Source organism: Stenotrophomonas sp. PA-6-5C (assembly GCF_021605635.1).
Classification (GTDB): domain Bacteria; phylum Pseudomonadota; class Gammaproteobacteria; order Xanthomonadales; family Xanthomonadaceae; genus Stenotrophomonas; species Stenotrophomonas lactitubi.
Window position 1 is genome coordinate 1 of sequence record NZ_WKEE01000067.1, and the last position, 26,408, is coordinate 26,408.

A 26,408-nucleotide genomic window follows, 5' to 3' on the forward strand; every position below is an offset into this window, starting at 1 on the left:
GGTTTGCGGGGGTGTCCGCCGCATGGATGCGGCGGCCAAGCCTCCAGGGATGGATTCACGGCGTCCCCCGCGAATCCAACCCGTCCCGCCAAGCGCGGCTTTTGCTCCAAGCGACCAACCACGAGGGGCTCAGCCGTTCGCCGCCGCAAACACCGGCCGCGTCAGATTGTCCGCCTCGCCATCAGTGCACAGCACTTCGTCTTCGATGCGGATGCCGCCATACGGGCGGAAGAAGTCCACACGATCCCAGTTGATCGCATCGCCATGGCCGGCAGCTTTCACTTCGTTCAACAGCATGTCGATGAAGTACAGGCCCGGCTCGATCGTCACCACCATGCCCGGTTCCAGTACGCGGGTCAGGCGCAGGTACGGGTGGCCCGCCGGGCGCTCGATGCGGCCGCCTTCGTCGCTGGCGGCGAAACCGGCCACGTCGTGCACCTGCAGGCCGATCAGGTGACCGATACCGTGCGGGAAGAATGCGGCGCTGACGCCGGTTTCCAGCGCGGTCTGCGGCGACACCTTGATCACGCCGAAGTCCTTCAGCACGCCCATCAGCGACAGATGCGCATCAACATGCAACTGCTTGTAATCGAAGCCCGGGCGCACCGCTGCGCACATCTGTTGCTGTGCGGCATCGACGGCTTCGATCATCGCCGCGAACTCGTCATGGCCGGCGGCGGCGTAGGTGCGGGTGATGTCGCTGGCATAACCGTATGCGCTGGCGCCGGCGTCGATCAGGAAGCTGCGCAGCGGCTGCGGTGCCTTGCGGCCCAGTTCGGTGTAATGCAGCACGGCGGCGTGCTCGTTCAGGGCCACGATGTTGCCGTACGGCAGTTCCGTGGCGTCCTGGCCCACGGCCTGGCAATAGGCCATGTGGATGCTGAACTCGTCGGCGCCGTTGCGGAACGCCGCTTCGGCCGCGCGATGGCCGCGCACGCCCAGCACCTGCGCCTGGCGCATCAGTGCGATTTCATACGGCGTCTTGCTGCCGCGATGCCATTCCAGATAGTTCACCACCGGCGCCGGGTTGTTGGGCACATAGGCGCCCAGCGCGCTCTGCGGTTCACCCAGGATCGCGCAGCGCGCCGGATCGGACGGCAGCAGCGCCAGCGCTTCTTCGGGCGTGCGGATGATGTGGATGTCGAAGTGCTCGACCCACCAGCCGCTCGGGGCGTCCGGTACCACATGCCAGTAGTCGAACGGCTGGTGGAAGATCACCGCCGGACGCTTGCCCGGGGTGAACACGATCCAGCTGTTGGGTACGCGGGTCAGCGGCAGCCAGGCCTTGAACTGCGGGTTGACCGCATACGGGTAATCACGGTCGTCGAAGAACTGGTAGTGCAGGGTGCCGCTGGGCACCACCAGGTGGTCGAAGCCGCCGCGTGCCAGCGCCTGCTCGGCGCGTCGGCACAGCACGGCCAGGTGGTCGGGATACAGGGCGCCGGGGTCTTGCTGGATCATTGCGGTGGCTCGACACGGAAAACGGCCTTAGATTCTGCCGGATACTGACGCAATCCGCTGTGCCGGAACCGGCACTCAGCCCGTCGAAACCGGTGCCTCATCGTTGTCTTCGCCGATCCACTGGCGCAGTTGCTGCCGATGCTCGCGTGACAGGGTCAGGAAGCGGAAGCCTGCCCAGCTCTGGCCGGGCGCATGCGCCGGTTCGCTCCACAGCAGGTGTACGCCGACGTCGATCAGCTCGCTGCGGCCATCGGCCAACGGCAACGGGAAGCGCAACTGATAGAGCGCATCGTCGCGCAGCGTGGCGCTGGCCAGCATCAGCATGCCGGTCTCGGACACATTGCCAAGTCGGCCGACCACGCTATCGCGCATCTGGTCGGTCACCGGTATCAGATCGGAGACCTGCCGACGCGGTGCGCGGCGGGTATCCACGGGGGGCTGGGTACTCATGCATTGGGCTCCTGCGGGCGATGTCCGGCGAGCGTGCGCAGTGCGCCCAGGCTCGCCTGCCAAGCGCGATCGACCAGCCGGCCCTTGTCTTCGGTGACCAGTTGCGCGCGTCCGGCATCCATCTGCCGGGCGAGGGCGTCCAGCGTGGTTTCGCTGATCTTCTGCCCCCGCGCGTTGACGAACAGCACGTGGCAGGTCAACAGGCTGTACCAGGACAGGCGCTGGCGGCGCAGTGTGCCTTCGCCATCGTCGATATCGAACCAGCTGCCGAAGGGCAGCGCGCACAACTGCTGGTAGCAGGCCTCTTCGGCTTCGCTGCGAGGGGTGGCGTCGTTTGCCAGGGCCTGTGCGCCTGCGTGCTCGCCCAGTCGTGCATGCGCCTTGAGGCGTGCACTGAGTTCGGTGCGCGAGGTGCTTTCGTCTTCGCCACCTGGCGTGGACAGGCGACGCGCGACGGCGGCCGCCTCTTCTGCGTGGTAGCCGACCTGCAGCAGGGCCGATTCAACCTCGGCGGCCAACGGGGCGTCCGTGGCGCCATCGCCGCTGGCGGCCTCGGCAGTGATCGCAGCGATGCGTTCGGTCTGCTGCAGGCGCTGCTGCCACTGCGGCGAATCTTCGCCGTGGCGCAGGCGGGTCAAGGTCAATGCGTCCGCCCAGGCCTGGCGCAGCAGTGTCTGCACGAAGCGAGGCGGTTCCTGCGTGTCGCAGCACTGGTCGATCTGCGCATTGGCCTGGCGTCGCGCAAGTTCCAGCCGTTCCTTGCCGCGCGCGGCTTCCACGTGACGGCGCTCGGCCAGTTCGGCGCGGTGCGCGGCGGCACGCTGGTGCTGCTGTATCTCTTCGTTGGCGGCGGCAAAGGCCTCGGGCGTGCGTGCATCCTGGCCCAGCAGGCCCTGCACGCTCTGCGCCAGCCGCTGCAGCAGCTGCGGATCGACATCGTCATCGCCGAGCCAGCTGGCGCCGGCTTCAGCGACATGGTTGAGCAGTTCGCGTGCCGGGTGTTCGTCGCGTACGAAGAACCCGGGATCGGCCATCGCTGCGCGCGCCAGTGGCACCTGCAGGCGCGCGAGCAGCGCGGCCGGCACCGGGTCCGGCCGTTGCTGCTGCTGAACCTGCTGCAGCAGCAGGCGCAGCAGATCAAGGTTGTCGCGGTCGTGGCTGCCGAGGCTGGCCTGGGCGCCATGTTCGCTGCGCAGCTGCGCGACCACGGCGGCCTGCAGATCGGTCATGGCGCTGGCGGCGCTGGCCTGGCCCTGCAGGCGCGCCAGCACGGCATCAACTGCCGCGCTGGGCAGGGCTGCCGTTTCAGCCGCGGGCTGTGGAGCTTGCCGCGCCCGTTGCAGCATCTCGTGCAGCATGCTGCTGGCCGGCACAGTCCGTCCGACCGACGAGCCGGACGCTGTCGCATCGGCGAGAGCGTCCTGCATCAATGTCGACCAAGAGCCGGCCGGTGCCGAGCTACCCCAGCCGGTCATCGGCGTGGGCGCGCGCGGTGACGGGCGTCCGCTGCGGCCGCTGCCGACCGACTGGGTGATGATCCGGCGGGTGCTCGAAGAACGTGCCAGGTACGGGGTATAGACCAGGCCTGGCAGGATGCCGTGCTGCGCCAGCAGCGCATTGGCGCGGTCGAGCACATCGCCCAGCCGTTCCAGTACCTGCCGCTCGAAACTGCGGTACAGCGCCATCTGGACGTCGGCGCCGAGCGCATCCTGTTCGGCCAGCTTGCGCACCATCGCGCACAGGGCCTGCGGTGCCAGCGGCAGGGTATCGGCTTCAAAAGCCGGTGTGCCGGCAACAACACCCAGACGCTGGCCGAGCAGGTTCAAGGCGTTGGCCGAACGCAGCGTTTCCCGGCGCACCATTTCGGTCAGCAGCAGGTCGCGGTCGACCTCATGCTCGGCCACCAGGGTCAACCCCAGCATGCCGGGCAACGGCGGAGGGGTGACGGCAGCCACGATCGGGGTGATCGGTTCGCGCAACCGCGCAAGCGCATCGGCCAGCGCATCGAGCATGCGGTCGCTGAAGTGGCCGGCGAACGCATGCAGCTGCCCGCGCTGTGCCAGCAGGTCAGCCTGCTGTTGCGGGTTGCGGGCATGGTCGGCGTCATGCAGCAGGGTCTGCTCCAGCGCCTCCACGGTGAGGATCAGCGGTGCCGTCAGGGCTTGGTGGCACAGGCCGATCAACGCGCCCAGCAGCTCGCGTACACGCGGCGGCAGGTCGGCCGCGGCCAGGCGGGCAGTGTCGGCACTGGAAAGAGAGAAGACAGCAGACATCGGCGAGGGGGTCCGGATTCCCGCGTATCGAACTTGGAATCTACCGTGTCGGCCGGTGACGGCGCTACTTTAGCGGCAGATTCATTCAGCGCGGCCTTCCATGGCCACGCGGCAGGCAGATCAATCTTCCAGGAACAGGCTGACCACATCGTTGGTGAAGCGCCGGCCGAGCTCGGTTGGCTGCACGTGCCCGTCCGCCACCACCAGCCATCCGCGCTGCACCGCTTCGGCCAATGGAACGTCCAGCACGCTGCGGGCCAAGCCGGTCCGCGATTCGAAGTCGCGCAGGCCAAAACCTTCGTGCAGGCGCAGCAGGTTGAGCATGTACTCGAACGGCAGGCGATCAGCGGCGATCACCTCGTCGCCGCCAAACGATGCGGTCGTGCCTGCGGTATCCATGAACGTCTGCGGGTGTTTGTGCTTCCAGCGCCGCAGCACGTGCTCCTCGGCGCCGGAACTGATCTTGCCGTGTGCGCCGGCGCCAATGCCGAGGTAGTCACCGAAACGCCAGTAATTCAGGTTGTGCGCGCTCTGCCGGCCGGGGCGGGCATAGGCGCTCACCTCGTACTGGCCGAAACCAGCCTGCGCCAGCAGCGCCTGGCAGTGTTCCTGCATGTCCCACGCATTGTCTTCATCGGGGATGCCATGCGGCGGCCGCGCGAAGAACACGGTGTTCGGTTCCAGGGTCAGCTGGTAGTGCGAGATGTGGGCCGGCTGCAACGCGAACGCGCGTTCCAGGTCGGCCTCGGCACCGGCCAGCGTCTGCTCCGGCAGGGCGTACATCAGGTCGATGTTGAAATTGTCGTAGCCGGCGTCCTGCGCCATCTTCACCGCGCGCTCAGCCTCGCCACTGTCGTGGATGCGGCCCAGGCGCTTGAGCATCGCATCATCGAAACTCTGGATGCCGAAGCTGAGGCGGTTGACCCCGGCCGCACGGTAGCGGTCGAAGCGGCCGTGCTCGGCGGTGCCCGGGTTGGTTTCCAGGGTTATTTCTGCATTCGGCGCGAAGCGCAGACGCGCGCTGGCCTGCTGCAGGAAGCGGTCGATGGCTTCCGGCGGGAACAGGCTGGGCGTGCCGCCACCGAAGAACACGCTGCTGACCACCCGGCCCCAGACCAGCGGCAGGTCCTGGTCGAGGTCGCGCACGAGCGCATCGATGTAGGCATCGAAGGGCAGTTCGCCCTTGGCCTGGTGCGAGTTGAAATCGCAGTACGGGCATTTGCGCACGCACCACGGCAGATGCACGTACAGCGCCAGCGGCGGCGGCACCAGACGTGGCGGGGTGTCGTGGTCGCAGGTTTCGCCGGGCAGGTGGTTGCAGTGGTCGTGGTCGTGCGGCATGGCAGTCATCGGTAGTGCCGACCGCGGGCCGGCTTCCCTGTGTTGATCGGGTGGGGTGTCAGAGCCAGGCCGCGAGCTGCTGCTTGAGCTGCTGCAGGGCGATGGCACGATGGCTGATGGCATTCTTCAACGCCGGTTCCATCTCCGCAGCGGTCAGGCCGTGGGCGGTATCCAGGAACACCGGGTTGTAACCGAAGCCGTTGCTCCCGCGCAGTTCGCGGATGATCTGCCCTTCCCAGCGGCCTTCGCAGATCAGCGGCTGCGGGTCGGTGGCGTGCCGCAGCAGCACGATCACCGCATAGAAGCGGGCGCTGCGCTGGCCATCGGCGATGCCGGCCATCGCGTCCAGCAGCTTGGCATTGTTGGCCGCCGCGTTGGTCGGGTGACCCGCATAGCGCGCGCTGTACAGACCCGGCGCACCACCGAGGGCATCGACGATCAGCCCCGAATCATCGGCCAGCGCCGGTAGGCCGGTCGCTTCGCAGGCGGCGCGCGCCTTCAACAGCGCGTTCTCGACGAAGGTCAGGCCGGTCTCTTCCACATCGCCCAGGCCCAGTTCGGCGGCCGAAGTGATCTGCAGCGGCAGGTCGGCGAGGATTTCCTGCATTTCCACCAATTTGCCAGCGTTGTGGCTGGCCAGGACAAGCTTCTTCATCAGCGGGGCTCCAACAGGTCCCAGGTGTTGCCGTACAGGTCGCGGAATACCGCCACCGTGGCGTAGGGTTCTTCGCGCGGTTCTTCCAGGAATTCGACACCGGCGGCCAGCATCGTCGCGTGGTCGCGGCGGAAGTCGTCGGTGTTGAGGAAGAAGCCGACGCGGCCGCCGGTCTGGTTGCCGATGCGGCTGCGCTGTTCGTCGTTGCTGGCGCGGGCCAGCAGCAGCGCGGCGGCGCTGCCATCGGTCGGCCCGACCACGACCCAGCGCTTGCTGCCCTGGTCGATGTCCTCCAGCAGCCGGAAGCCGAGCTTGCCGGTGTACCAGGCGATGGCTTCGTCGTAATCGGCCACCACGAGGGTGGTCAGGGCAATGCGCCGGTTCATGCCGACAGCGCCGCCTGCTGCGCGGCCAGCAGCTCGGTCACGCCCTTTTCGGCCAGGCCCAGCAGCGCATCCAGTTCGTCACGGCGGAAGGCATGGCCTTCGGCGGTGCCCTGCAGTTCGATGAAACCGCCGCCGTCGTTCATCACCACGTTCATGTCGGTGTCGCAGTCGCTGTCTTCGGCGTAATCCAGGTCCAGCACCGGGGTGCCGCGATAGACGCCGACCGACACCGCCGCCACCGCGCCGAGGATCGGGTTGCGCTTGATGTCACCGCGCTTCATCAGCACGTTCACTGCATCGACCAAGGCCACATAGGCGCCGGTGATGGCAGCAGTGCGGGTGCCGCCGTCGGCCTGCAGCACGTCGCAGTCGAGGGTGATGGTGCGTTCGCCCAGTGCATTGCGGTCCACGCAGGCACGCAGGCTGCGGCCGATCAGGCGCTGGATCTCCAGCGTGCGGCCGCCCTGCTTGCCGCGTGCGGCTTCGCGGTCGCTGCGGGTGTGGGTGGCGCGCGGCAGCATGCCATACTCGGCGGTCACCCAGCCTTCGCCCTTGCCACGCAGGAAGCCCGGCACCCGGTTCTCGATGCTGGCCGTGCACAACACGCGGGTTTCACCAAAGCAGACCAGCACCGAACCTTCGGCGTGGCGGGTGAAACCGCGCTGGATGACGACCGGGCGCAGTTGATCGGGCTGACGGCCACTGGGGCGGAAATCGGACATGGGGCAGGTTCCGTAGGGAAAGGGAGTACGCCGCCATCCCCGCGGCCTTCACGGGGCGGGGAAAGGGGCTCAAAAGAGACCGCTAGGGTACCATTCCCCCTTTGCAAGCACCGGATACATCCATGATTCGAAGCATGACGGCCTATGCCGGCGGCGAGCGTTCCACCACGTGGGGCACGCTGGGCTGCGAGCTGCGCTCGGTCAACCACCGGTTCCTGGAAGTGGGCACCCGCCTGCCCGAGGAACTTCGCGCATTGGAACCGCAGCTGCGCGAGCGCATTTCCGCGCGCCTGAGCCGTGGCAAGCTGGATCTGGTGATGCGCCTGCGCGCGCCGGATTCGGCCGCCAGCCTGCAGATCAACGAGGTGCTGCTGGGCCAGCTGGGCCAGCTGGCACACCGGCTGACCTCCGATTTCCCCAACCTGCAGGTCAGCTTCACCGACCTGCTGCAGCTGCCGGGCGTCACCCAGGGCGAGGCCACCGATGCCGCAGCCCTGCAGGTTGAAGCATTGGCGCTGCTGGACCAGGTGCTGGACGGTTTCATCGCCGCCCGCGAGCGTGAAGGCACTACGCTGGCCACCGCGATTGCCGAGCGCGTGGATGCCATCGAGCGCATCGCCGCCGAGGTCCGTACGCTGATTCCAGCCATTCGCGACGGCCAGCGCGCCAAACTTGCCGCCCGCCTGGCCGACCTGCCGCATCCGGTCGATCCCGGCCGCGCCGAGCAGGAACTGGTGATGTGGCTGCAGAAGCTGGACGTGGACGAGGAGCTGGACCGCCTGTCCAGCCACATCGTCGAGATCCGCCGGGTGCTCAAGCAGCGCGAGCCGGTTGGCCGCCGCCTGGACTTCCTGCTGCAGGAGTTCAACCGTGAGGCCAACACGCTGGGCTCCAAGTCGGTGGACAGCCGCACGTCCAACGCCGCCGTCGAGCTGAAGGTGCTGATCGACCAGATCCGCGAGCAGGTGCAGAACATCGAGTGACGTTGCATCCATCGGTGCAGCAGGGGCGCCTTCGGGCGCCCTCTTCGTTTCAGCGCATCAACGCACGCTGACGGCCGGCGTTCCCTCGCCCAATCGGCCCACCACCGCCGCCTGCTTGAACCCCGCCTCGTGGAAGCAGGCCAACACAGCATCCACCGCCTCCGGTACACATGACACCAGCAGGCCGCCACTGGTCTGCGGGTCGGTCAGCAGCGGCTGCCAGTGTGCTGGAAATCCGGCGGCGAAGCGGACGTCGGCGCCATACGAGGCCCAGTTGCGGCGGGAGGCGCCGGTCACGCAGCCACGCTGCAGCAGATCCAGCGCCTGCGGCAACAGCGGTATCTGCGCGCTGTCCACTTCGGCGGTGATGCCGCTGGCGCGGCACACTTCCAGCAGATGACCGAGCAGGCCGAAGCCGGTGACATCGGTCATCGCGTGCACGCCATCCAGTGCGGCCAGCGGTACACCGACGGTGTTCAGGCGGGTGGTTGAATCGAGCATCTGCCGGTAACCGTCGGCATCCAGCATTTCCTTCTTCAGCGCCGACGAGTACACGCCCACGCCCAACGGCTTGCCCAGCACCAGCAGGTCGCCGGCACGGGCATCGGCGTTGCGCTTGAGCCGCTGTGGGTCGAGGATGCCGATCGCGGCCAGGCCGTAGATCGGTTCCACCGAGTCGATGCTGTGGCCACCGGCGACGACAATGCCGGCGTCAGCACAGGCACGTTCACCGCCCTGAAGGATGCCGCGGATGGTGTCCTGCGGCAGGGTGTTGATCGGCATGCCGACGATGGCCAGCGCGAACAGCGGGCGCGCACCCATTGCGTACAGGTCCGACAAGGCATTGGTGGCGGCAATGCGGCCGAAGTCGAACGGGTCGTCGACGATGGGCATGAAGAAATCGGTGGTGGCGACGATTGCCTGGCGCTGATCCAGGCGGTACACCGCGGCGTCGTCACTGGTCTCGCGTCCAACCAGCAGTTCAACCGGTGCCGGCAACGCCGGGGTCCCCCGCAGCAGCTCGGTCAGTACGCCCGGCGCGATCTTGCAGCCGCAGCCGCCGCCGTGGGCCAGCGACGTCAATCGTTGCGGGGCATCGGCCGGTGAGGGGGCGGGGGACTGCGCGTGGCTGGCCATGCCGATATCTCCTGCGGAAACACGATTGGCGGAAGGCAGCAGGAGTCGAACCTACCAGGGAACGATTGACGTCCCCTACTGGGTTTGAAGCCCAGCCGCATGCCCGGATGCGCATGCCTTCCGAAGGTATTGCGGTACCGGTGCGCTCAACCGGGGGGCGCGTTCCACTGCAGGTCGCTGCGCGGCCGATGATGGTCACCGACGCGTCGAGTGTAGCCAACGCGATTGAAGAACTCCAAGATCTGGATGCTGCGCTTGCGGCCAAGGCCGATCGCATCGCGGAACACTGCCGCATCGACTGTGCCGGAAGCCTGCGACAGTTGCGCGACGATGGCGGCCAGCTCGGTGATGCGGGCCGGTGCATAGAACAGGTCGGGTACCACCTGGAACAGCTCGCCGCGTGCGGCGGCCCGGCGCAGGGTGGTGCGGACGTCGTGCTCGGCAACTCCGATATCGGCGGCCAGGGTGCGCACCCAGGGCGGATCGAAACCACCGGCATGCAGCTGCGGCAACACGCGTTCGAGCAGGATGCGTTCGCGTTCGGGGGGCGCATGATCGTGGCCAGGCAAGCGCCACCACGCACCCGCGCGCTGCAGCGTGCCGTCGTCGAGCAGGTCCTGCAGCAGGGCGTTCCACAGGCCGCCCGCCAGCGTGGGCAGGGTGCTGCGCTGCAGCCGCCCGCTGTCGACGCCAGGTTCGTCGGGGCGTCGATCATGCCAGCTGCGCAGCGAGGTGACCACCTGTTCACGCAGCACCTGCCAGTGCGAGGCAAGGATGATCACCACGCCCTCGCGCGTACTGATGCGCCGTGCGTCCGCAGGCAGCTCGATCTGCTCGGAAGCGCGGCGGCAGTAGCGTTGCAGGGCTGCCAGCGCAACGCCGGTTGGCGCCTGATGCAGTAGCGGGCCGACGCCGGCGCCGCCCGCCATCTGCTCCAGCGCCGCCAGCCATGCCAGTCGCGCGGGGCTGCGCCGGCGCCGTTGCGGCGGATCGGGATCGAGCACGATACCGCCACCCAGCGTATGGGTCGCAGCCGAGTCGCGGGCGATGAAGCGGTCGCCGCACATCGCGCAGACTGGTGCATCGAACACCAGCTGCACCCGCTGGCCGTCGCTGCTGTCATGATCTTCCAGCAACAGCACATGCGCCTGCCGGTGCATCGTGCCCCAATGGATATGCAGCGGTGCCCAATCGCGCAGTGGTGCGGCCAGCGCGGAAAGCCGCAGGCGCACATCGACGCGGGTAGTGGCCTGCAGCGCACGCGGGTCGGCGATCCAGTCGCCGCGGTTGATGTCTTCGCGGGCGATGGCGGCCAGGTTCAGGGCGCAGCGTTGCCCGGCCTGTGCCTGTTCGCTGGCCTGGTTCTGTGCGTGGATGCTGCGCACGCGCACCTCGGTTCCATCCGGCATCAGCTGCAGGTGCGCACCGACCGCAGCGACGCCGCCGTGCACCGCGCCGGTCACCAGCGTACCGTGGCCGGTCAGCGAGAACACACGGTCCACCGGCATGCGGAACAGCTCGCTGCGACGTTCGGCCTGGTGCGCGCCGGCATCGTCCGCGGCCCATGCATGCAGGCAGGCACGCAGTGCGGTGGTGCCCGCATCATCGGCTGCGATGCTGTTGCAAGCGAACACCGGGCAGTCCTGCAACGGCGTGCCGGCCAGCAGTGCGGCGATCTCGATCTCGACCCTGGCGATGCGCGTCGCATCCACACGGTCGATCTTGGTCAGGGCCACTGCGCCGCGATCGACGCCCAGCAACTGCAGGATCGCCAGATGCTCACGGGTCTGTGGCATCACCCCATCGTCGGCGGCGACCACCAGCAGTGCGGCATCGATGCCGGTGGCACCGGCCACCATGGTGTGCACGAAGCGTTCGTGGCCGGGCACATCGACGAAGCCCAGCGTGACCGCAGGGCCTGCGCCCAGCGTGTTTGCAACCGGGACATAGGCATAGCCCAGTTCAATGGAGATGCCGCGCGTGCGCTCTTCCTGCAGGCGATCGGTCTCGATGCCGGTCAATGCCCGCACCAGGCTTGTCTTGCCATGGTCGATATGTCCGGCGGTACCGACGATCATGCCTGCAGGGTGCTCCACTGGGCGAGGAAGTCCGCTTCGTCGGCGGGTTCCAGGCAGCGCAGGTCCAGCCACAACGCGTCATCAGTGATATGCCCCAGCACCGGGCGAGGCAGCTGACGCAGACGCTTGGCCAGGCGATCCAGTCCGCCACGACGCGCGCTGCTGATGCGCAGCCCGGCGCTGGCCAACTGCGCCTGCGGCTGCGCGCCGCTGCCGATCTGGCTGTGCATGGGGGCAAGTTCGACGGTGTAGTCGTTCGCCAGCGCGGAACGCACCGGTTGCAGAAGGCGTTGTGCCTGCACATCGATATCGTCCTGCGTGCGTGACAGGGTGCGCAGGGTCGGCAGCCGTTGCGCCAGCAGTTCCGGTTCGCGGTACAGGGCCAGCACCGCCTCCAGCGCGGCCAGGCCCATCTTGTCCATGCGCAGCGCCCGCTTGAGCGGATTGCGGTTGATCCGTGCGATCAGGTCGGCGCGTCCGGCGATGATGCCGGCCTGCGGCCCGCCCAGCAGCTTGTCGCCACTGAACGAGACCAGGTCGGCACCGGCCGCCAGCGCTTCCTGCACGGTGGGCTCGTGCGGCAGGCTGAACGTGGCCAGGTCGCACAGGCTGCCGCTGCCCAGGTCCACCACCATGGGCAGGCCATGCCGGTGGGCGATGGCTGCCAGTTTCGCAGTCTCGACCTTGGCGGTGAAGCCGGTGATGGCATAGTTGCTGGCATGCACCTCCATCAACAGCGCGGTACGCGTGCCGATGGCGTTGGTGAAGTCGGCCGGATGGGTACGGTTGGTGGTGCCCACTTCCAGCAGCCGCGCACCGGCGCTGCGCATCACATCGGGAATACGGAACGCACCACCGATCTCCACCAGTTCGCCGCGTGATACCACCACGTCGCGGCGGTTGGCCAGGCTGTTGAGCAGCAGCAACACCGCCGCCGCATTGTTGTTGACCACGGTGGCCGCTTCGGCGCCGGTCAGCTCGCAGACCAGGGCCTGCACCCGTGCATCGCGGTCGCCGCGGCGGCCACGGGTGATGTCGAATTCAAGGTCGACCGGCGTGGTCATCGCGCGGGTCACCGCCTGCACTGCGGTTTCGGGCAGCAGGGCGCGGCCCAGGTTGGTATGCAGCACGGTGCCGGTCAGATTGAACATCGGCTGCAGGTCCAGCCGTGCATCGGCGTCGAGTGCGGCATCAAGCGCCGCGACCAGCGCCGCGCCTTCAATGGCCTGTTGCAGTGCCTCGGCCGAGAGCTGCCCGGCGCCGATGCGCTCGCGCAGGGCCTGCAGGTGTGAACGCAGCAGTTGGGTGATGCGGCTGCGGCCGTGGCCCTCGATCAGCACCGACAACGCCGGCAGGCGCAGCAGCCGGTCCAGCGAGGGCAGGGCAGCGGCCGATACCGGGGGCGTGCGTGTCATCGCCCTACTCGCCGTCGGATTGCCACAGCAGTGGATTCTGGCTGGCACGCGCATAGCCTTCCTCGCCCAGCAGCAGGTCCAGCGCCAGCGTGCCGAGGTCATCGGCCACCGGTTCCAGTGATGGGTCCTTTTCCAGATACAGGATCTTGCGGTAGCTGTGGCAGTGGTCGCAGGTCTCGGCCCGCACCGCGCTCTCGCGCACGGCTTGACCGGTGTCTCCGTCGGCATCAGCCAGGGCGCGGTAGGCGATGTCCTTGCCGGCGGCACCACACTGGCTGCACTGCACGCGCACGTAGTGCCACTGGCAGGCGCACAGCGAACACGACAGGTAGCGGTAGGACGCATAGGGCGGGCGCGCCTGCACCATGCTGGCCACCGGCAGGGTGCCGCACAGCGGGCACAGGCCCGGCGCATCGGCCAGCGGCTTCAGGTCGGTGGGGCGGAAGCTGGCCGTGAGCACGGCCCAATACACCTGCAACGCGTTCATCACCAACAGCGCAGCGACCGCGTCCACCGAGGGCGCATCATCACGCTCCAGCACCGCATGTGCCTGGGCATCGAGCCACGCATCATCGGCGGCGGCGACACGCTGCAGCTCCTGCCGGGTTTCCGCCGGCAGACCGGCTTCATCGGCGCAGTGCAGGCACAGCGTGCGCAACCAGTCGCGCCAGCGGCCATCAAGCCGGAGCGTGTTGGCTGGCCGCAACGGCATGCCGGCACCGACCGCCGCGCTCGATTGCTGCGCGCGCGCCTGCGCCTGCAGCTCCTCACGTTGCTGTGGCGCCAGCGCTTCCAGCACGGCCTGCTGTGCATCGGCCAACGCTGCCAGCAGCTGCAGGTAACCGCCGATGGCACTGCGCGCGGCCAGGCTGCGCAGGCGTGCGGCGCGTTCGGTGAACAGGGATGCCGTATCGGGCAGGATGATGCGCGGTACATCGCGCGAGGCGAGCGTCTCGATCTCGCCGGGTTCAAGGATGCGTTGCGCCATGCAGGGCCAGCCGGAAGAACCAGCCTCCATCCTCGCTGTTGTCAGCGCTGGCGTCCAGCGTGTTCAAGCAACGCAGTCGAGCAAAGCAGTCGAGCATGGCTCGACTCTACAAAAGTCGGTTTCGGTCGTTGCCGTGTCATCGTGTCGACCAAGGTCGACACCCACCAACAGCAGCGGGAAACTGTCGAAGGCGGGGTGGGTCCGGTTGCGGGGGCGTGAGCCGCATGGATGCGGCGACCGAGCTTACATGGACGTACTTGCAGCGTCCCCCGCAACCGCCCTCCCCGCCATCCCGCAGCAACCCAGCTTTTGACGTTGCCTTGGCTTGAAGCGGGTGCAGGGCGCAGCCCTGCCGCTACCCCTCTTCCCGCCGCCCGCGCAGGATGTCCCGGAACCATTGCCGGTGATGCTTGTACGCCCACCCATAGGTCACCTTGCCCTGGGTCATTGCCCGCACCGAGCCCTTGATCCAGATCGCCGCATAGATGTGCACCACGATCGCGCAGACCAGTACCCAACCGAACAGCGCATGGGCCAGTACCGAGAAGCGGATCACGCTGATCGGGAAGAGGTGGCTGAAGTACTGGCGCCAGATCACAAAGCCGGTCAGCAGCAGCGCCGACAGGCAGCCGATGATGGCCCAGAACAACAACTTCTGGCCCGCATTGAAGCGGCCGACCGGCGGCAGCTTCTCGTCCTCGTTCTGCAGCACGTCGCGCATGCCACGCAACCACGCGCGGTCATCGGCGGCAGGCAGGTTGTCGCGCCACATCCGCAGGGCCAGCAGCGCGAAGCCCAGCACCATGGCCAGGCCGATGAACGGATGCAGGATGCGCGTCCACGGCCCGCCGCCGAACAGCTGGGTCAGCGGGAACAGGGCCGGATGGAACAGGGCCAGACCGGACAGTGCCGTCAGCACGAAGCAGAGCGCGACGATCCAGTGGTTGATGCGGGTCGGCGCGCGGTAGCGCACGATCTGCCGGGGATGGGGGGCGTACTTCATGGCTGCTCTTCCTCGATCTTCTCCGCTTCCTGCTCGGCCTGTTCTTCCTCTTCATCGTTCACCGTGTTGCGGCCGATGCCGATGTAGTGCAGGAAGCCGGCAAACGCGGTGGCGGCGATGGCCAGCACGCCCAATGGTTTGGCCACGCCCTTCCAAACCTCGACCATCACGCTGATGTGCGGGTCCTTGGGCAGGTCGGCATAGAGCTGTGGCTTGTCGGCATGCTGCAGCACGTACATCACGTGGGTGCCGCCGACCCCGGGCGGGTCATACAGGCCCGCATTCTCGTAGCCACGGGATTTCAGGTCTTCGATCCGGCCCGCCGCATGTTCGGTCATGTCCTGCTTGCTGCCGAAGGTGATGGCGCCGGTCGGGCAGGTCTTCACGCAGGCCGGTTCCTGCCCCACCGCTACCCGGTCCGAGCACAGCGTGCACTTGTAGGCCTTGTGGTCCTTCTTTGAGATGCGCGGCACGTCGAACGGGCAGCCGGTGACGCAATAGCCGCAACCGATGCAGTGCTCTTCCTGGAAGTCGACGATGCCGTTGGCGTACTGGATGATCGCCCCGGGTGACGGGCATGCCTTCAGGCAGCCGGGGTCGCTGCAGTGCATGCAGCCTTCCTTGCGGATCAGCCACTCCAGCTTGCCGGTCTCATCCTCGTACTCGCGGAATTTCATCACCGTCCACGACTGGTCACTCAGGTCGGGCGGGTTGTCGTAGCTGCCAACGCAGCTGCCGACTTCGTCGCGCAGGTCGTTCCACTCCATGCAGGCGACCTGGCAGGCCTTGCAGCCGATGCACTTGCTGACGTCGATGAGCTTGGCGACCTGGCCGGTGTGCGCACCGCGCGCTTCCGGCGAGGGCGTGGTGGTGGCCGAGCGGCGGATGATGTCCAGCGATTGCAGTGACATGGCGTGTCTCCTACACCTTCTCGACCTTGACCAGGATGCACTTCGATTCGGGCGTCTGCGAGTTGCCGTCACCGATGGCGTTGGTCAGCGTATTGGCGATGTAGCCGGGCTTGGCTGCACCGAGGAAGCCCCAGTGGATCGGAATGCCCACCTGGTGGACGGTCTTTCCATCGATCTGCAGGGCCTTGATGCGCTTGGTCACCATCGCAACGGCTTCGATATGGCCGCGCTTGGAACTCACGCGCACGCGGCTGCCGTTGTTGATGCCCAGCTCATCGGCCAGGGCCGCGCCGATCTCGACGAACTGCTCGGGCTGGATGATGGCGTTGAGCTTGCCGTGCTTGGTCCAAAAGTGGAAATGCTCGGTCAGGCGGTAGGTGGTGGCCACGTGCGGGTACTCGTCCGGCGAACCGATCTGCGCACGGTCGCTGGCGAACACGCGGGCCGCGGGGTTGTTCAGCGTATTCGCCTGGCCCGGGCTGAGCGGGTTGCTGCGCAATGGCGTGTCGAAGGGTTCGTAATGCTCCGGGAACGGGCCTTCGGCCATGCCGGCCTTGGCGAAGAAGCGGGCGATGCCTTCCGGGTTCATGATGAACGGGCCCATGCCGCCAGCCGGGTCTTCGTCGGCCTTGAAATCGGGCACGTCCACGCTGCCCCAGTTCCTGCCGTTCCATGCCAGCAGCGTGCGCCGCGGGTCGAACGGCTGGCCGGCCACATCGCACGAGGCGCGGTTGTACATCACGCGGCGGTTGGCCGGCCACGCCCAGGCCCAGCCCAGCGTGTTGCCGATGCCGGTGGGGTCGCTGTTGTCACGCCGCGCCATCATGTTGCCGGTCGGGCCCCAGGCGCCGATGTAGATCCAGCACCCGGAGGAGGTGCTGCCGTCGTCGCGCAGGTCGCCGAACGCGGCCAGCTGCTCTCCGGCCTTGCGTACCAGCCTGGTCGGGTCCTTCGGATCGAACACGTCCACCAGCGCCTTGCCGTTGTATTCCATCGCCAGCTCTTCCGGCGTCGGCACCTCGGGGTTGGAATACTTCCAAGCCAAGTCGCGCACCGGCTCCCACCAGGCACCGCCGTCCTTCTCGTACAGCGCCTTGATGCGATGGAACAGCTCGGACATGATCTCGATGTCGCTGCGTGCTTCGCCTGGCGGGTTGGCACCCTTCCAGTGCCACTGCAGCCAGCGCGAGGAGTTGACCACCGCGCCGTTTTCCTCGGCGAAGGACGTGGTCGGCAGGCGGAACACTTCGGTCTGGATCGCGCTGGGATCGACATCGTTCAGCGCGCCATGGTTCTGCCAGAAGGCGATGGTCTCGGTTTCCAGCGGGTCCATGCTGACCATGAACTTCAGCTTGGAGAACGCGCTGATCAGCTTGCCCTTGTTCGGCGCCGAGGCCAGCGGGTTGAAGCCCTGGCAGATGTAGCCGTGGATCTTGCCTTCGTTCATCAGCTCGTACGCCTGCAGCATGTCGTACGGCTTGTCGAGCTTGGGCAGATGGTTGAAGCACCAGTTGTTGTCGGCGGTGGCCGCATCCCCCCACCACGACTTCATCAGGCTGACGTGGAACTTCGGGTAGTTCTGCCAGAACGACATCTGGTTGGCACGCAGCGGCTTCTGCGTGCGCTTGGCGATGTAGGCGTCGTAATCCTGCTCGTCCTGCTTCGGCAACGTCAGGTAGCCGGGCAGCAGGTCGGACATCAGGCCGATGTCGGTCAGACCCTGGATGTTGGAATGCCCGCGCAGCGCGTTCATGCCGCCACCGGCCACGCCGATGTTGCCCAGCAGCAGCTGCACCATGGTGCCGGCACGCACGTTCTGTGCACCGATCGAGTGCTGCGTCCAGCCCAGTGCGTACAGGATGGTCATCGCCTTGTCCTTGCCGGCGGTGGACGCGATCATGTCCCAGATCTGGCGGATGCTGTCGGCGGGCGTACCGCAGATGCGCTCGACCATCTCCACGGTGTAGCGCGCGTAGTGCTGCTTGAGCAGGTTGTAGACGCAGCGCGGGTCCTTCAGCGTCGGGTCGCTGCGCACGTAGCCATCATCGCCGTACACGTAGTCCCAGCTGGAACGGTCGTAGCTGCGCTTCTCCTCGTTGTAGCCTGAATACAGGCCGTCCTTGAAGGCGAACTCGTCTTTCACCAGGAACGGCATGTCGGTGTAGTTCAGCACGTACTCGTGCTGGATGCGGTCCTCGGTCAACAGGTAGTTGATCAGGCCGCCCAGGAACACGATGTCGGTGCCGGTGCGGATCGGCGCGTACACGTCGGCCACCGCGGCCGAGCGGTTGAAGCGCGGGTCGACCACGATCAGGCGGGCCTTGTTGTGCGCCTTGGCCTCGGTCACCCATTTGAACCCGCACGGGTGCGCCTCGGCGGCATTGCCACCCATGATCAGGATCAGGTCGGCATTCTTGATGTCGACCCAGTGATTCGTCATCGCACCACGGCCTAGCGTCGGGGCAAGACCTGCCACCGTCGGGCCGTGTCAGACACGTGCCTGGTTGTCGAATGCCAGCATGCCCAGGGAGCGCACGACCTTGTGGGTCAGCACCGCGGTTTCATTGCTGGTGGCCGAGGCCGCAAGCATGCCGGTGGTCAGCCAGCGGTTGACCGTCTGCCCGGCCTCGTTCTTCTGCACGAAGTTGGCGTCGCGGTCTTCCTTCATCAGCCGCGCGATGCGGTCCAGTGCATCGTCCCAGCTCAGCCGCTTCCACTCGTTCGAGCCTGGCGCACGGTATTCGGGGTACAGCAGGCGCGACTTGCTGTGGATGATGTCGGCAAGGCCGGCGCCCTTCGGGCACAACGTGCCGCGATTGACCGGGTGGTCCGGGTCACCTTCGATGTGGAAGATGTTCGGCTCGGTGTTCTTGGCGCCGTCGCCCAGGCCGTACATCAGGATGCCGCAGGCAACCGAACAGTACGTGCACGTGTTGCGGGTCTCGGTGGCGCGGCTCAGCTTGTACTGCCGCACCTCCGCCAGTGCGATGCCGGGCGCGAAGCCCATCAATGCCAGGCTGGAGCCGACCAGGGTGGTCCCGGTCACTTTCAGGAACTGGCGGCGGCTCATCGAGGGCATGCCGTTCTCCTTGGATGGCGGGGAGGCACGCAGGCCCCCGGGCTGTCGGTAGGTACGACCGTCGAGGGGACGTTCGCCAGCATGCCGCGAACGTCTTTCCGGGAACGACCGCAATGGCCCGGTTATAGCACAGGCCTGCGGATGTCCCCGTGGCACAAGGGACGGCCGGGCGCGGAAAGGGCCTGCTCTGGTAAAGTTGCGTGCCCGCCCCACGGGGAAGTGTCTGCCGGGCCGGGTTCCAGAACGTCCCACGCAGTCCCCGCCGTGCTGGCGCGATCCTCCGCGCCGGGTCTGGACCACCGAGGAAAAATTTTGCGAAATCAACCAGTTGGGCTCTGCGCATGAGCGCTCCGTCAACGTCGCCGGGTGCCGTTGCACGCGGCACGCTGTACATCGTCGCCGCGCCCTCCGGCGCCGGCAAGAGCAGCATTGTCAACGCCACCCTGGCGCGCGACCCGCAGATCGCGCTGTCGATCTCCTTCACCTCGCGGGCCATGCGCCCGGGTGAAGTGAACGGCCAGCACTACCACTTCGTCAGCGCGGAGAAGTTCGAGGAGATGATCGCCGCCGGCGACTTCTTCGAACACGCCTGGGTGCATGGCGACTGGAAGGGCACCGCCCGGCAGTCGGTGGAGCCGCAGCTGAACGCCGGCCAGGACGTGCTGCTGGAGATCGACTGGCAGGGCGCGCAGCAGGTGCGCCAGCTGGTGCCGGGCACGGTGACGGTGTTCATCCTGCCGCCGTCCAAGCAGGCCCTGCAGGACCGCATGCGCAAGCGCGGCCAGGACAGCGAGGCGGTCATCGCCCAGCGCCTGGGTGCTGCCCGCGATGAAATGCTCCACTTCAACGAGTTCGACTACGTCATCGTCAATGAAGTGTTCGACACCGCCGTGGACGAGCTGTGCGCGATCTTCACCGCCAGCCGCCTGCGCCGGGACGCCCAGAAGGTCCGCCATGCCGGCCTGATCCAGGCCCTGTTGACCCCGGATGCGAGTTCAACTGATTGATTCCTAAAGGGTCCGGTGGGGGTTGGCTTGATTTTGTCCAGCCCCTGCCAGTACACTCCGTCCCCTTTCCCTCATTCGACTGAGCGGCCGACCGGTCGCCGGGAGCCCGTATGGCCCGCATTACCGTAGAAGATTGCCTGGAAGTCGTTAACAACCGTTTCGAGCTGGTGATGATGGCCTCCAAGCGCGCCCGTCAGCTCGCCAATGGCGTGCAGGCCACGCTGGACAACAGCGAGACCGAGGACAAGCCGACCGTGCTGGCGCTGCGCGAGATCGCTGCCCGCAAGATCGACAACGCGCTGATCGACGAAGTCGAGAAGGCCGAGCGTGAGCGCGCCGAGCGCGAAGCGCTGGAGTGGGCCGCCGCTGAAGTGGTCGCCGACGAAGACATGTCCAAGAACGACGATTGATCGCATCGATCAACGTCATCGCTGGATACGCCGAACAGCCCGCCCCGTGCGGGCTGTTTCGCATTCAGGGTTTGCCGTAAACGTCGCGCTGGCATAGGCTTTGGCCATGAACCCAGGCCCCACTGCCAAGGTCGCCGCAGTCCCCGCTGCCGCCGTACCCGATTACGTCCTCCAGCTCGAACGCGCCGCCCACTACCTGCCGCCCGAGCAGCTGCCGCTGCTGCGCCGTGCGTGGGAAGTCGGTGCCTCCGCGCACGCTGGGCAGACGCGCAAGTCGGGTGAGCCCTACATCACCCATCCGGTGGCCGTGGCCCAGGTGCTGGCTGAGCTCGGCCTGGACGTGGAAGCGCTGATCGCCGCGATCCTGCACGACACCATCGAAGACACCCCGTTGACCCGCGAGGCGCTGTCGGCCGAGTTCGGTGAAGCGGTGGCCGAGCTGGTGGACGGTGTCACCAAGCTGGACAAGCTGAAGTTCCGCGACCGCCAGGAAGCGGCCGCCGAGAGTTTCCGCAAGATGCTGCTGGCGATGTCGCGCGACCTGCGCGTGATCATGATCAAGCTGGCCGACCGCCTGCACAACATGCGCACGCTGGGCGCGCAGAGCCGCGAAGCGCGCGGCCGCATCGCCCGCGAGACGCTGGAGATCTACGCCCCGATCGCGCAGCGGCTGGGCATGAGCCTGGTCAAGAGCGAACTGCAGAACCTCGGCTTCAAGGCGCTGTACCCGTGGCGCCATGCGATCCTGGAAAAGCACATCCGCAGCCAGCCGGTGGTGCGCCGCGAGGCCCTGGCGCAGGTGGAAGTGCAGCTGTCGCAGCGCTTGGCCAAGGAGGGCATCGAGCACCGCCTGGTCAGCCGCATCAAGACCCCGTGGAGCATCTACAACAAGATGCGCGACGAGAACAAATCCTTCGACCAGGTGATGGACGTGTTCGGCTTCCGCCTGGTCGTGCGCGGCGTGCCGCAGTGCTACCACTCGCTGGGCGCAGTGCATGCCGCGTTCAAGCCGCTGGACGGGCGTTTCCGCGATTTCATCGCGATCCCCAAGGCCAACGGTTACCAGTCGCTGCATACCGTACTGTTCGGCCCGTATGGTTCGCCCATCGAAGTGCAGATCCGCACCGAAGAGATGGACCTGATTGCCGAGCGCGGCGTGGCGGCGCACTGGACCTACAAGTTCGGTGGCGATTCGCCCAACAGCGCGCAGAGCCGCGCGCACGCCTGGATCGTCGAACTGATCGATTCGCAGCGTGCCGCCGGTTCCTCGCTGGAGTTCCTCGACAACGTCAAGGTCGACCTGTTCCCGGACGAGGTCTACCTGTTCACGCCGAAGGGCAAGATCCTGGCGCTGCCGCGCAATTCCACCGCGCTCGACTTCGCCTATGCCGTGCATACCGATGTCGGCAACATGGCCGTGGCCTCGCGCGTGGACAAGAAACTGGTGCCGCTGCGTACCAAGCTGGTGTCGGGGCAGTCGGTGGAGATCATCACCGCGCGCTCGGCCACGCCCAAGCCGCAGTGGCTGGAGTTCGTGGTCACCAGCAAGGCACGCACCGCCATCCGCCACCAGCTCAAGCAGCTGGAGCACGAAGATGCCGTGCAGCTGGGCCATCGCATGCTCGACCGCGCGCTGGAGGCGATGGACAGCTCGCTGGAGCGCCTGCCGAAGGGCCGTCTGGATGCCTTCCTGGCCGAACATCGTTTCCCGCGCCTGGAGGCCCTGCTGGCGGAAGTCGCGCTGGGCAACTGGATGCCGACCCAGGCCGCGCAGGCGCTGATGGCGTACGCCGAACTGCGCGGCGGCGCGCATTCGCGCCACAGCTCGCAGGAAAAGATCCTGATCAATGGCAGCGAGCGCGGCGTGGTCACCTTCGCCGGTTGCTGCCAGCCGATTCCGGGCGACGACATCATGGGTTACCACACCGCCGGCAAGGGCATCGTGGTGCATCGCATGGATTGCCCGAACCTGGCCGAACTGCGCAAGTCGCCTGAGCGCTGGGTGCTGATCGGTTGGGACACTACGGTGTCCGGCGACTACGACACCTCGCTGGTGGTGGAAGTGGAGAACGGTACCGGCGTGCTCGCACAGCTGGCTGCGGCAATCGCGCAGAGCCATTCCAACATCGAGCGCGTGGATTACCTGGACCGCGATTTCAACGCCGCCGTGCTGGCGTTCAACATCCAGGTACGCGACCGCAACCACCTGGCCGAAGTGATGCGTCGCCTGCGCCGCCTGTCGGTCGTGCAGGCGGTCCGCCGCCAGTAGATCCACGCCATGCGTGGATGATTCCGGCCGTGCCGGCCCGCCGCGCGGTTCATGCGGGGTAGATCCACGCCATGCGTGGATGCACCCCCACCCGGTACAATCACCGCTCTGTTTTCCCCCAACGCACCGGAGCGACCCATGTCCCGCCAGATCATCAACACCGAAAAGGCCCCGGCCGCCATCGGCCCGTACTCGCAGGCCGTGCGCGCCGGCAACACCGTGTATTTCTCCGGCCAGATTCCGCTCGACCCGGCCACCGGCGACATCGTCGGCGTGGGTGACGTCGAAGCACAGGCCCGTCGTGCCTTCGACAACCTCAAGGCCGTGGCCGAAGCCGCGGGCGGTTCGCTGGACAAGGTCGTGCGCCTGGGCCTGTACCTGACCGACCTGGCCGAATTCGCCAAGGTCAACGCCGTGATGCAGGACTATTTCCAGGCCCCGTTCCCGGCCCGTTCCACCATCGAAGTCTCCGGCCTGCCGAAGGGCGCCAACTTCGAGGTCGACGCGGTGATGGTCATCGACTGACCGCCACGTGGCACGCAAGGCGGCGGTCACCCCGGCACTGGCACCGTCCGGTGAAGCATCGCTTGCGATGCTCGCCGGCGTCGGTCCGGCCGTGGCCGCCAAGCTGCAGGCGCGTGGCCTGGCCACCCTGCAGGATCTGTGGCTGCACCTGCCGCTGCGCTATGAAGACCGCACCCGGCTGACCCGCATCGAAGACCTGCGCAACGGCATTCCGGCGCAGGTGGAAGTGCGGGTGGTCGCTGTCGAGCGCGGCATGCGCTACCGGCCGATGCTGAAGGTAGCGGTGGAAGACGAAGGGCAGGGCACCCTGGTGCTGCGCTTCTTCCACTTCCGCCAGCAGCAGGTCGGCCAGTTCGCCGTCGGCAACCGGCTGCGCTGCTTCGGTACGCCCAAGCCCGGGCATCTGGGCTTGGAGATCGTCCATCCCAGTTACCAGGTGCTGGGGCGAAATGACGATCCCGATCTCGGCGACCGCCTCGACCCGGTGTACCCCACCGTCGAGGGCGTCGGCCCGATGACGATGCGCAAGCTGATCGGCCAGGCGCTTGATCGCCTGCCGGAAGAAAGCACGCTGGAACTGCTGCCGACCGGCTGGCTCGATGGTCTCGGCCTGCCATCGCTGCGCAGCGCGCTGCTGACCGTGCATCAGCCGCCGCCGGATGCAGACCTGGCCGCACTCGCTGCCGGCACCCACCCAGCGCAGCGCCGGCTGGCGATGGAAGAACTGCTGGCCCACCACCTCAGCCTGCGTCGCCAGCGCATTGCGCTGCAGGCGCATCACGCGCCTCCGCTGGCTGGCCCCGGCAAGCTGGCCAAGGCGCTGCTCAAGCAGCTGCCATTCGCCTTGACCGGTGCGCAGGCACGCGTGTTCAAGCAGATCCGCGAAGACCTCGCGCGCCCCAGCCCGATGCTGCGGCTGGTGCAGGGCGACGTCGGCTCGGGCAAGACTGTAGTGGCCGCGTTGGCGGCGATGCTGGCGGTGGAGCAGGGCAAGCAGGTCGCACTGGCCGCCCCCACTGAACTGTTGGCCGAGCAACATCTCAACAACCTGCGCGGCTGGCTGGAACCGCTGGGCGTGCGCATTGCCTGGTTGGCCGGCAAGGTCACCGGCAAGGCGCGCGCGAAGGTGATGGAACAGGTCGCCAACGGCGAAGCGCAGGTGGTGGTGGGTACCCACGCGCTGATGCAGGAGGCGGTGGTGTTCCAGGATCTGGCCCTGGCCATCGTCGACGAGCAGCACCGCTTCGGCGTGCACCAGCGGCTTGCACTGCGCGACAAGGGCAAGGGCGGCAACAACGTGCCGCATCAGCTGGTGATGACCGCCACGCCGATTCCGCGCACGCTGGCGATGTCCGAGTACGCCGACCTGGATGTATCGGCCATCGACGAGCTGCCGCCGGGCCGCACGCCGGTGCAGACCGTTGCACTCAACAATGATCGTCGCCCCGAACTGATCGAGCGCATCGCCCTGGCCTGCCAGGAAGGGCGGCAGGTCTATTGGGTATGCACGCTCATCGAAGAAAGTGAAGAACTGGATGCCACGCCCGCGCAGGCCACCTACGAATCGTTGCAGGCGCTGCTGCCCGGCGTGCGCGTGGGGCTGGTGCATGGCCGGCTGAAAGCGGCCGAGAAGCTGGCGACGATGGTCGCGTTCAAGGCCGGCGACATCGACCTGCTGGTGGCCACCACCGTGATCGAAGTCGGCGTGGACGTGCCCAACGCCTCGCTGATGGTGATCGAGAATGCCGAGCGCCTGGGCCTGGCCCAGCTGCACCAGCTGCGCGGCCGCGTCGGCCGTGGTTCAGCGGTGTCGCGCTGCGTGCTTCTGTATCAAGCGCCGCTTTCGCAGATGGCGCGCGAACGCCTGCAGACCATGCGCGAGACCAACGACGGTTTCGTCATCGCCGAGAAGGATCTGGAACTGCGCGGGCCCGGCGAACTGCTGGGCACCCGGCAGACGGGCCTGGCCGGTTTCCGTATCGCCGATCTTGCGCGCGATGCGGGCCTGCTGCCGGGCGTGCATGCGCTGGCCGAACGCCTGCTGGCGCAGCAACCGGCGCTTGCAGATCGCGTGGTGCAGCGCTGGATCGGCACCGCCGTGCGGTACGCCTCGGCCTGACCGGTTGGGGTCGGACTCCTTTGCCGAGCAAAGGGCTCTGACTCCGCAAGGGCCAGGACGTCCGCTGCGGATTGGTAGAGCCGAGCCCATGCTCGGCTGCTGTTCGCGCTGCGCGCGTGAGTCGAGCATGGCTCGACTCCACAACAGCCTATCCACGCATGGCGTGGATCTACTGGGCATTTGCTAGACGGCCGGCAACTGCGTACCCATGTATTCGGACAAACCACGGCAGGCCAGCAGCAGTCCTTCGCGGATGTCATCGCCTATCTGCTGCACTTCTTCGCCGTCCACGCGCACGCGCTCACTGGCGTGCAGCACCTCCAGCAGCAGGATCAGCCCGGCATTGGCGCGGTCGATGCGGGCCAGCGCCACACGTTGCCTAGGTGTATGCCAGCGGCTCGGCCACAGCTGACCATCGGCACCTTCGCCCTGGCGGATGCGCTTGAGGCAACCCAGCAGGGTGAAGCCGTCGTTCGTAGGTCCGGTCGCAGGAGCGGCGAGGGTGGTTTCCAGCGCCTGCGCCAGCTCATCGGGGATGCTGGCGGCGGCATCGCCCAGAGTGGCGAACAGGAAGGGATAGCGGGATGCGGTCATGTCGGCAGTCCTTGTACGCAAGGCGAGAGGCCACCCACGCGAAGGCGAGGGTGGCGGACGGTGAGTGGTTCCAATACCGGTGACTAACGTTGATAAGCCGGCGGGCACGAGGCCCCCACGCACCGCCCGCCAAAAGGCGCACGGACGGATTGCCTGCCGGACGCCACGCAGGAACACGCGCGCAACGCCGGCAGGCAAGCGTAAACAACGTAAGTCAAACGGGATTGGAAGCCCGTGCCATCCGTTGTCGATGGCCCCTCATGATGTCCACGACAGCCCTCGTCGCTTCAATGAGAATCATTGGAAAAGTCGAAAACGCTGCAACTGCAGCGTGGCCCTGCAAGCGCAGGCCGATTACGTCATCTTTCTCGATCCCTCCGACATCCATCCACGCATGGCGTGGATCTACCGTGTCGACCAAGGTCGACACCTACCAACAGCTGCAGGGTCGACACCCACCAAGAGCAGCAGGGTCGACACCCACCAACAGCAGGCCATGCCATTCCGACAGATCGCGGAGAACTGTCGAAGGCGGGGTGGGTCCGGTTGCGGGGGCGTGAGCGCCATGGATGGCGCGACCGAGCCTACATGGATGTATTCAC

General features: G+C 67.0%; 21 protein-coding genes and 1 tRNA gene. 6 read left to right on the forward strand and 16 right to left on the reverse strand.

The genetic code is table 11. The features are described 5' to 3' along the window. Window positions 1-129: 129 nt before the first annotated feature. The 7 genes from pepQ to rph all read right to left on the reverse strand — a co-directional run bounded on the left by pepQ (window position 130) and on the right by rph (window position 7,288). Window positions 130-1,461, reverse strand: coding sequence for a Xaa-Pro dipeptidase (pepQ, locus tag GIW57_RS20995; protein WP_100460248.1), 1,332 nt, complete (start codon window positions 1,459-1,461; stop codon window positions 130-132). Between the two features lie 75 nt (window positions 1,462-1,536). Beyond that, window positions 1,537-1,911, reverse strand: a complete 375-nt coding sequence (locus GIW57_RS21000; RefSeq protein ID WP_100460247.1) for a PilZ domain-containing protein — start codon at window positions 1,909-1,911, stop codon at window positions 1,537-1,539. Continuing rightward, a complete protein-coding gene (locus GIW57_RS21005; protein ID WP_236512661.1) occupies window positions 1,908-4,184 on the reverse strand; it encodes a DUF1631 family protein in 2,277 nt (758 codons plus the stop codon). The genes GIW57_RS21000 and GIW57_RS21005 overlap by 4 nt, the downstream gene beginning before the upstream one ends. A 120-nt stretch (window positions 4,185-4,304) precedes the next feature. After that, entirely contained in the window at window positions 4,305-5,525 is a 1,221-nt protein-coding gene (gene hemW / locus GIW57_RS21010; RefSeq protein WP_236512662.1) for a radical SAM family heme chaperone HemW, read from the reverse strand. Window positions 5,526-5,583: 58 nt separating this feature from the next. Beyond that, window positions 5,584-6,180 (reverse strand): RdgB/HAM1 family non-canonical purine NTP pyrophosphatase, encoded by a 597-nt coding sequence (gene rdgB / locus GIW57_RS21015; protein WP_236512663.1) that lies wholly within the window; start codon window positions 6,178-6,180, stop codon window positions 5,584-5,586. Further along, window positions 6,180-6,566 (reverse strand): VOC family protein, encoded by a 387-nt coding sequence (locus GIW57_RS21020; protein WP_236512664.1) that lies wholly within the window; start codon window positions 6,564-6,566, stop codon window positions 6,180-6,182. The genes rdgB and GIW57_RS21020 overlap by 1 nt, the downstream gene beginning before the upstream one ends. Then, entirely contained in the window at window positions 6,563-7,288 is a 726-nt protein-coding gene (gene rph / locus GIW57_RS21025) for a ribonuclease PH (RefSeq protein WP_025874210.1), read from the reverse strand. The genes GIW57_RS21020 and rph overlap by 4 nt, the downstream gene beginning before the upstream one ends. Before the next feature lie 122 nt (window positions 7,289-7,410). Here rph and GIW57_RS21030 point away from each other — a divergent pair, with 122 nt between their 5' ends. Further along, the gene (locus tag GIW57_RS21030) at window positions 7,411-8,271 is read left to right on the forward strand and encodes a YicC/YloC family endoribonuclease (RefSeq protein ID WP_236512666.1); all 861 of its coding nucleotides are present in this window, start codon (window positions 7,411-7,413) and stop codon (window positions 8,269-8,271) included. Window positions 8,272-8,328: 57 nt separating this feature from the next. On the opposite strand, the gene selD is transcribed toward GIW57_RS21030, so the two are convergent. From selD to fdnG, 8 genes are all read right to left on the reverse strand, one after another. Continuing rightward, window positions 8,329-9,408 carry a selenide, water dikinase SelD gene (gene selD, locus GIW57_RS21035; RefSeq protein WP_100460242.1) on the reverse strand — a complete coding sequence of 360 codons (1,080 nt, stop codon included), beginning with the start codon at window positions 9,406-9,408 and terminating at the stop codon, window positions 8,329-8,331. A 26-nt stretch (window positions 9,409-9,434) separates the two neighbouring features. Beyond that, window positions 9,435-9,530, reverse strand: a tRNA-Sec gene (locus tag GIW57_RS21040). Between the two features lie 24 nt (window positions 9,531-9,554). Continuing rightward, window positions 9,555-11,486 (reverse strand): selenocysteine-specific translation elongation factor, encoded by a 1,932-nt coding sequence (gene selB, locus GIW57_RS21045; RefSeq protein ID WP_236512668.1) that lies wholly within the window; start codon window positions 11,484-11,486, stop codon window positions 9,555-9,557. After that, complete coding sequence (gene selA, locus GIW57_RS21050) at window positions 11,483-12,901, reverse strand: L-seryl-tRNA(Sec) selenium transferase (RefSeq protein WP_236512670.1); 1,419 nt, start codon at window positions 12,899-12,901, stop codon at window positions 11,483-11,485. The genes selB and selA overlap by 4 nt, the downstream gene beginning before the upstream one ends. 4 nt (window positions 12,902-12,905) lie before the next feature. Continuing rightward, window positions 12,906-13,889 carry a formate dehydrogenase accessory protein FdhE gene (fdhE, locus tag GIW57_RS21055; RefSeq protein WP_100460239.1) on the reverse strand — a complete coding sequence of 328 codons (984 nt, stop codon included), beginning with the start codon at window positions 13,887-13,889 and terminating at the stop codon, window positions 12,906-12,908. Window positions 13,890-14,244: 355 nt separating this feature from the next. Then, entirely contained in the window at window positions 14,245-14,892 is a 648-nt protein-coding gene (locus tag GIW57_RS21060; protein ID WP_049469610.1) for a formate dehydrogenase subunit gamma, read from the reverse strand. Then, the gene (fdxH, locus tag GIW57_RS21065; protein ID WP_100460238.1) at window positions 14,889-15,803 is read right to left on the reverse strand and encodes a formate dehydrogenase subunit beta; all 915 of its coding nucleotides are present in this window, start codon (window positions 15,801-15,803) and stop codon (window positions 14,889-14,891) included. Before fdxH ends, GIW57_RS21060 begins: the two co-directional genes overlap by 4 nt. 10 nt (window positions 15,804-15,813) lie before the next feature. Then, complete coding sequence (gene fdnG, locus GIW57_RS21070) at window positions 15,814-18,882, reverse strand: formate dehydrogenase-N subunit alpha (RefSeq protein ID WP_157804816.1); 3,069 nt, start codon at window positions 18,880-18,882, stop codon at window positions 15,814-15,816. A 341-nt stretch (window positions 18,883-19,223) separates the two neighbouring features. Between fdnG and gmk the strand changes: the two genes are divergently transcribed. From gmk to recG, 5 genes are all read left to right on the forward strand, one after another. Continuing rightward, on the forward strand, window positions 19,224-19,889 hold the full coding sequence (gmk, locus tag GIW57_RS21075; protein WP_236512672.1) for a guanylate kinase: 666 nt from the start codon (window positions 19,224-19,226) through the stop codon (window positions 19,887-19,889). 110 nt (window positions 19,890-19,999) lie between these two features. Continuing rightward, on the forward strand, window positions 20,000-20,299 hold the full coding sequence (gene rpoZ, locus GIW57_RS21080; protein WP_005410877.1) for a DNA-directed RNA polymerase subunit omega: 300 nt from the start codon (window positions 20,000-20,002) through the stop codon (window positions 20,297-20,299). Window positions 20,300-20,405: 106 nt separating this feature from the next. Then, window positions 20,406-22,568, forward strand: a complete 2,163-nt coding sequence (locus GIW57_RS21085) for a bifunctional (p)ppGpp synthetase/guanosine-3',5'-bis(diphosphate) 3'-pyrophosphohydrolase (RefSeq protein WP_025874213.1) — start codon at window positions 20,406-20,408, stop codon at window positions 22,566-22,568. A 138-nt stretch (window positions 22,569-22,706) separates the two neighbouring features. After that, window positions 22,707-23,093 carry a RidA family protein gene (locus tag GIW57_RS21090; protein WP_025874214.1) on the forward strand — a complete coding sequence of 129 codons (387 nt, stop codon included), beginning with the start codon at window positions 22,707-22,709 and terminating at the stop codon, window positions 23,091-23,093. Between the two features lie 7 nt (window positions 23,094-23,100). Beyond that, complete coding sequence (recG, locus tag GIW57_RS21095) at window positions 23,101-25,212, forward strand: ATP-dependent DNA helicase RecG (protein ID WP_236512674.1); 2,112 nt, start codon at window positions 23,101-23,103, stop codon at window positions 25,210-25,212. A gap of 183 nt (window positions 25,213-25,395) precedes the next feature. On the opposite strand, the gene GIW57_RS21100 is transcribed toward recG, so the two are convergent. Beyond that, window positions 25,396-25,806 carry a hypothetical protein gene (locus GIW57_RS21100; RefSeq protein ID WP_236512676.1) on the reverse strand — a complete coding sequence of 137 codons (411 nt, stop codon included), beginning with the start codon at window positions 25,804-25,806 and terminating at the stop codon, window positions 25,396-25,398. Window positions 25,807-26,408: the final 602 nt, after the last annotated feature.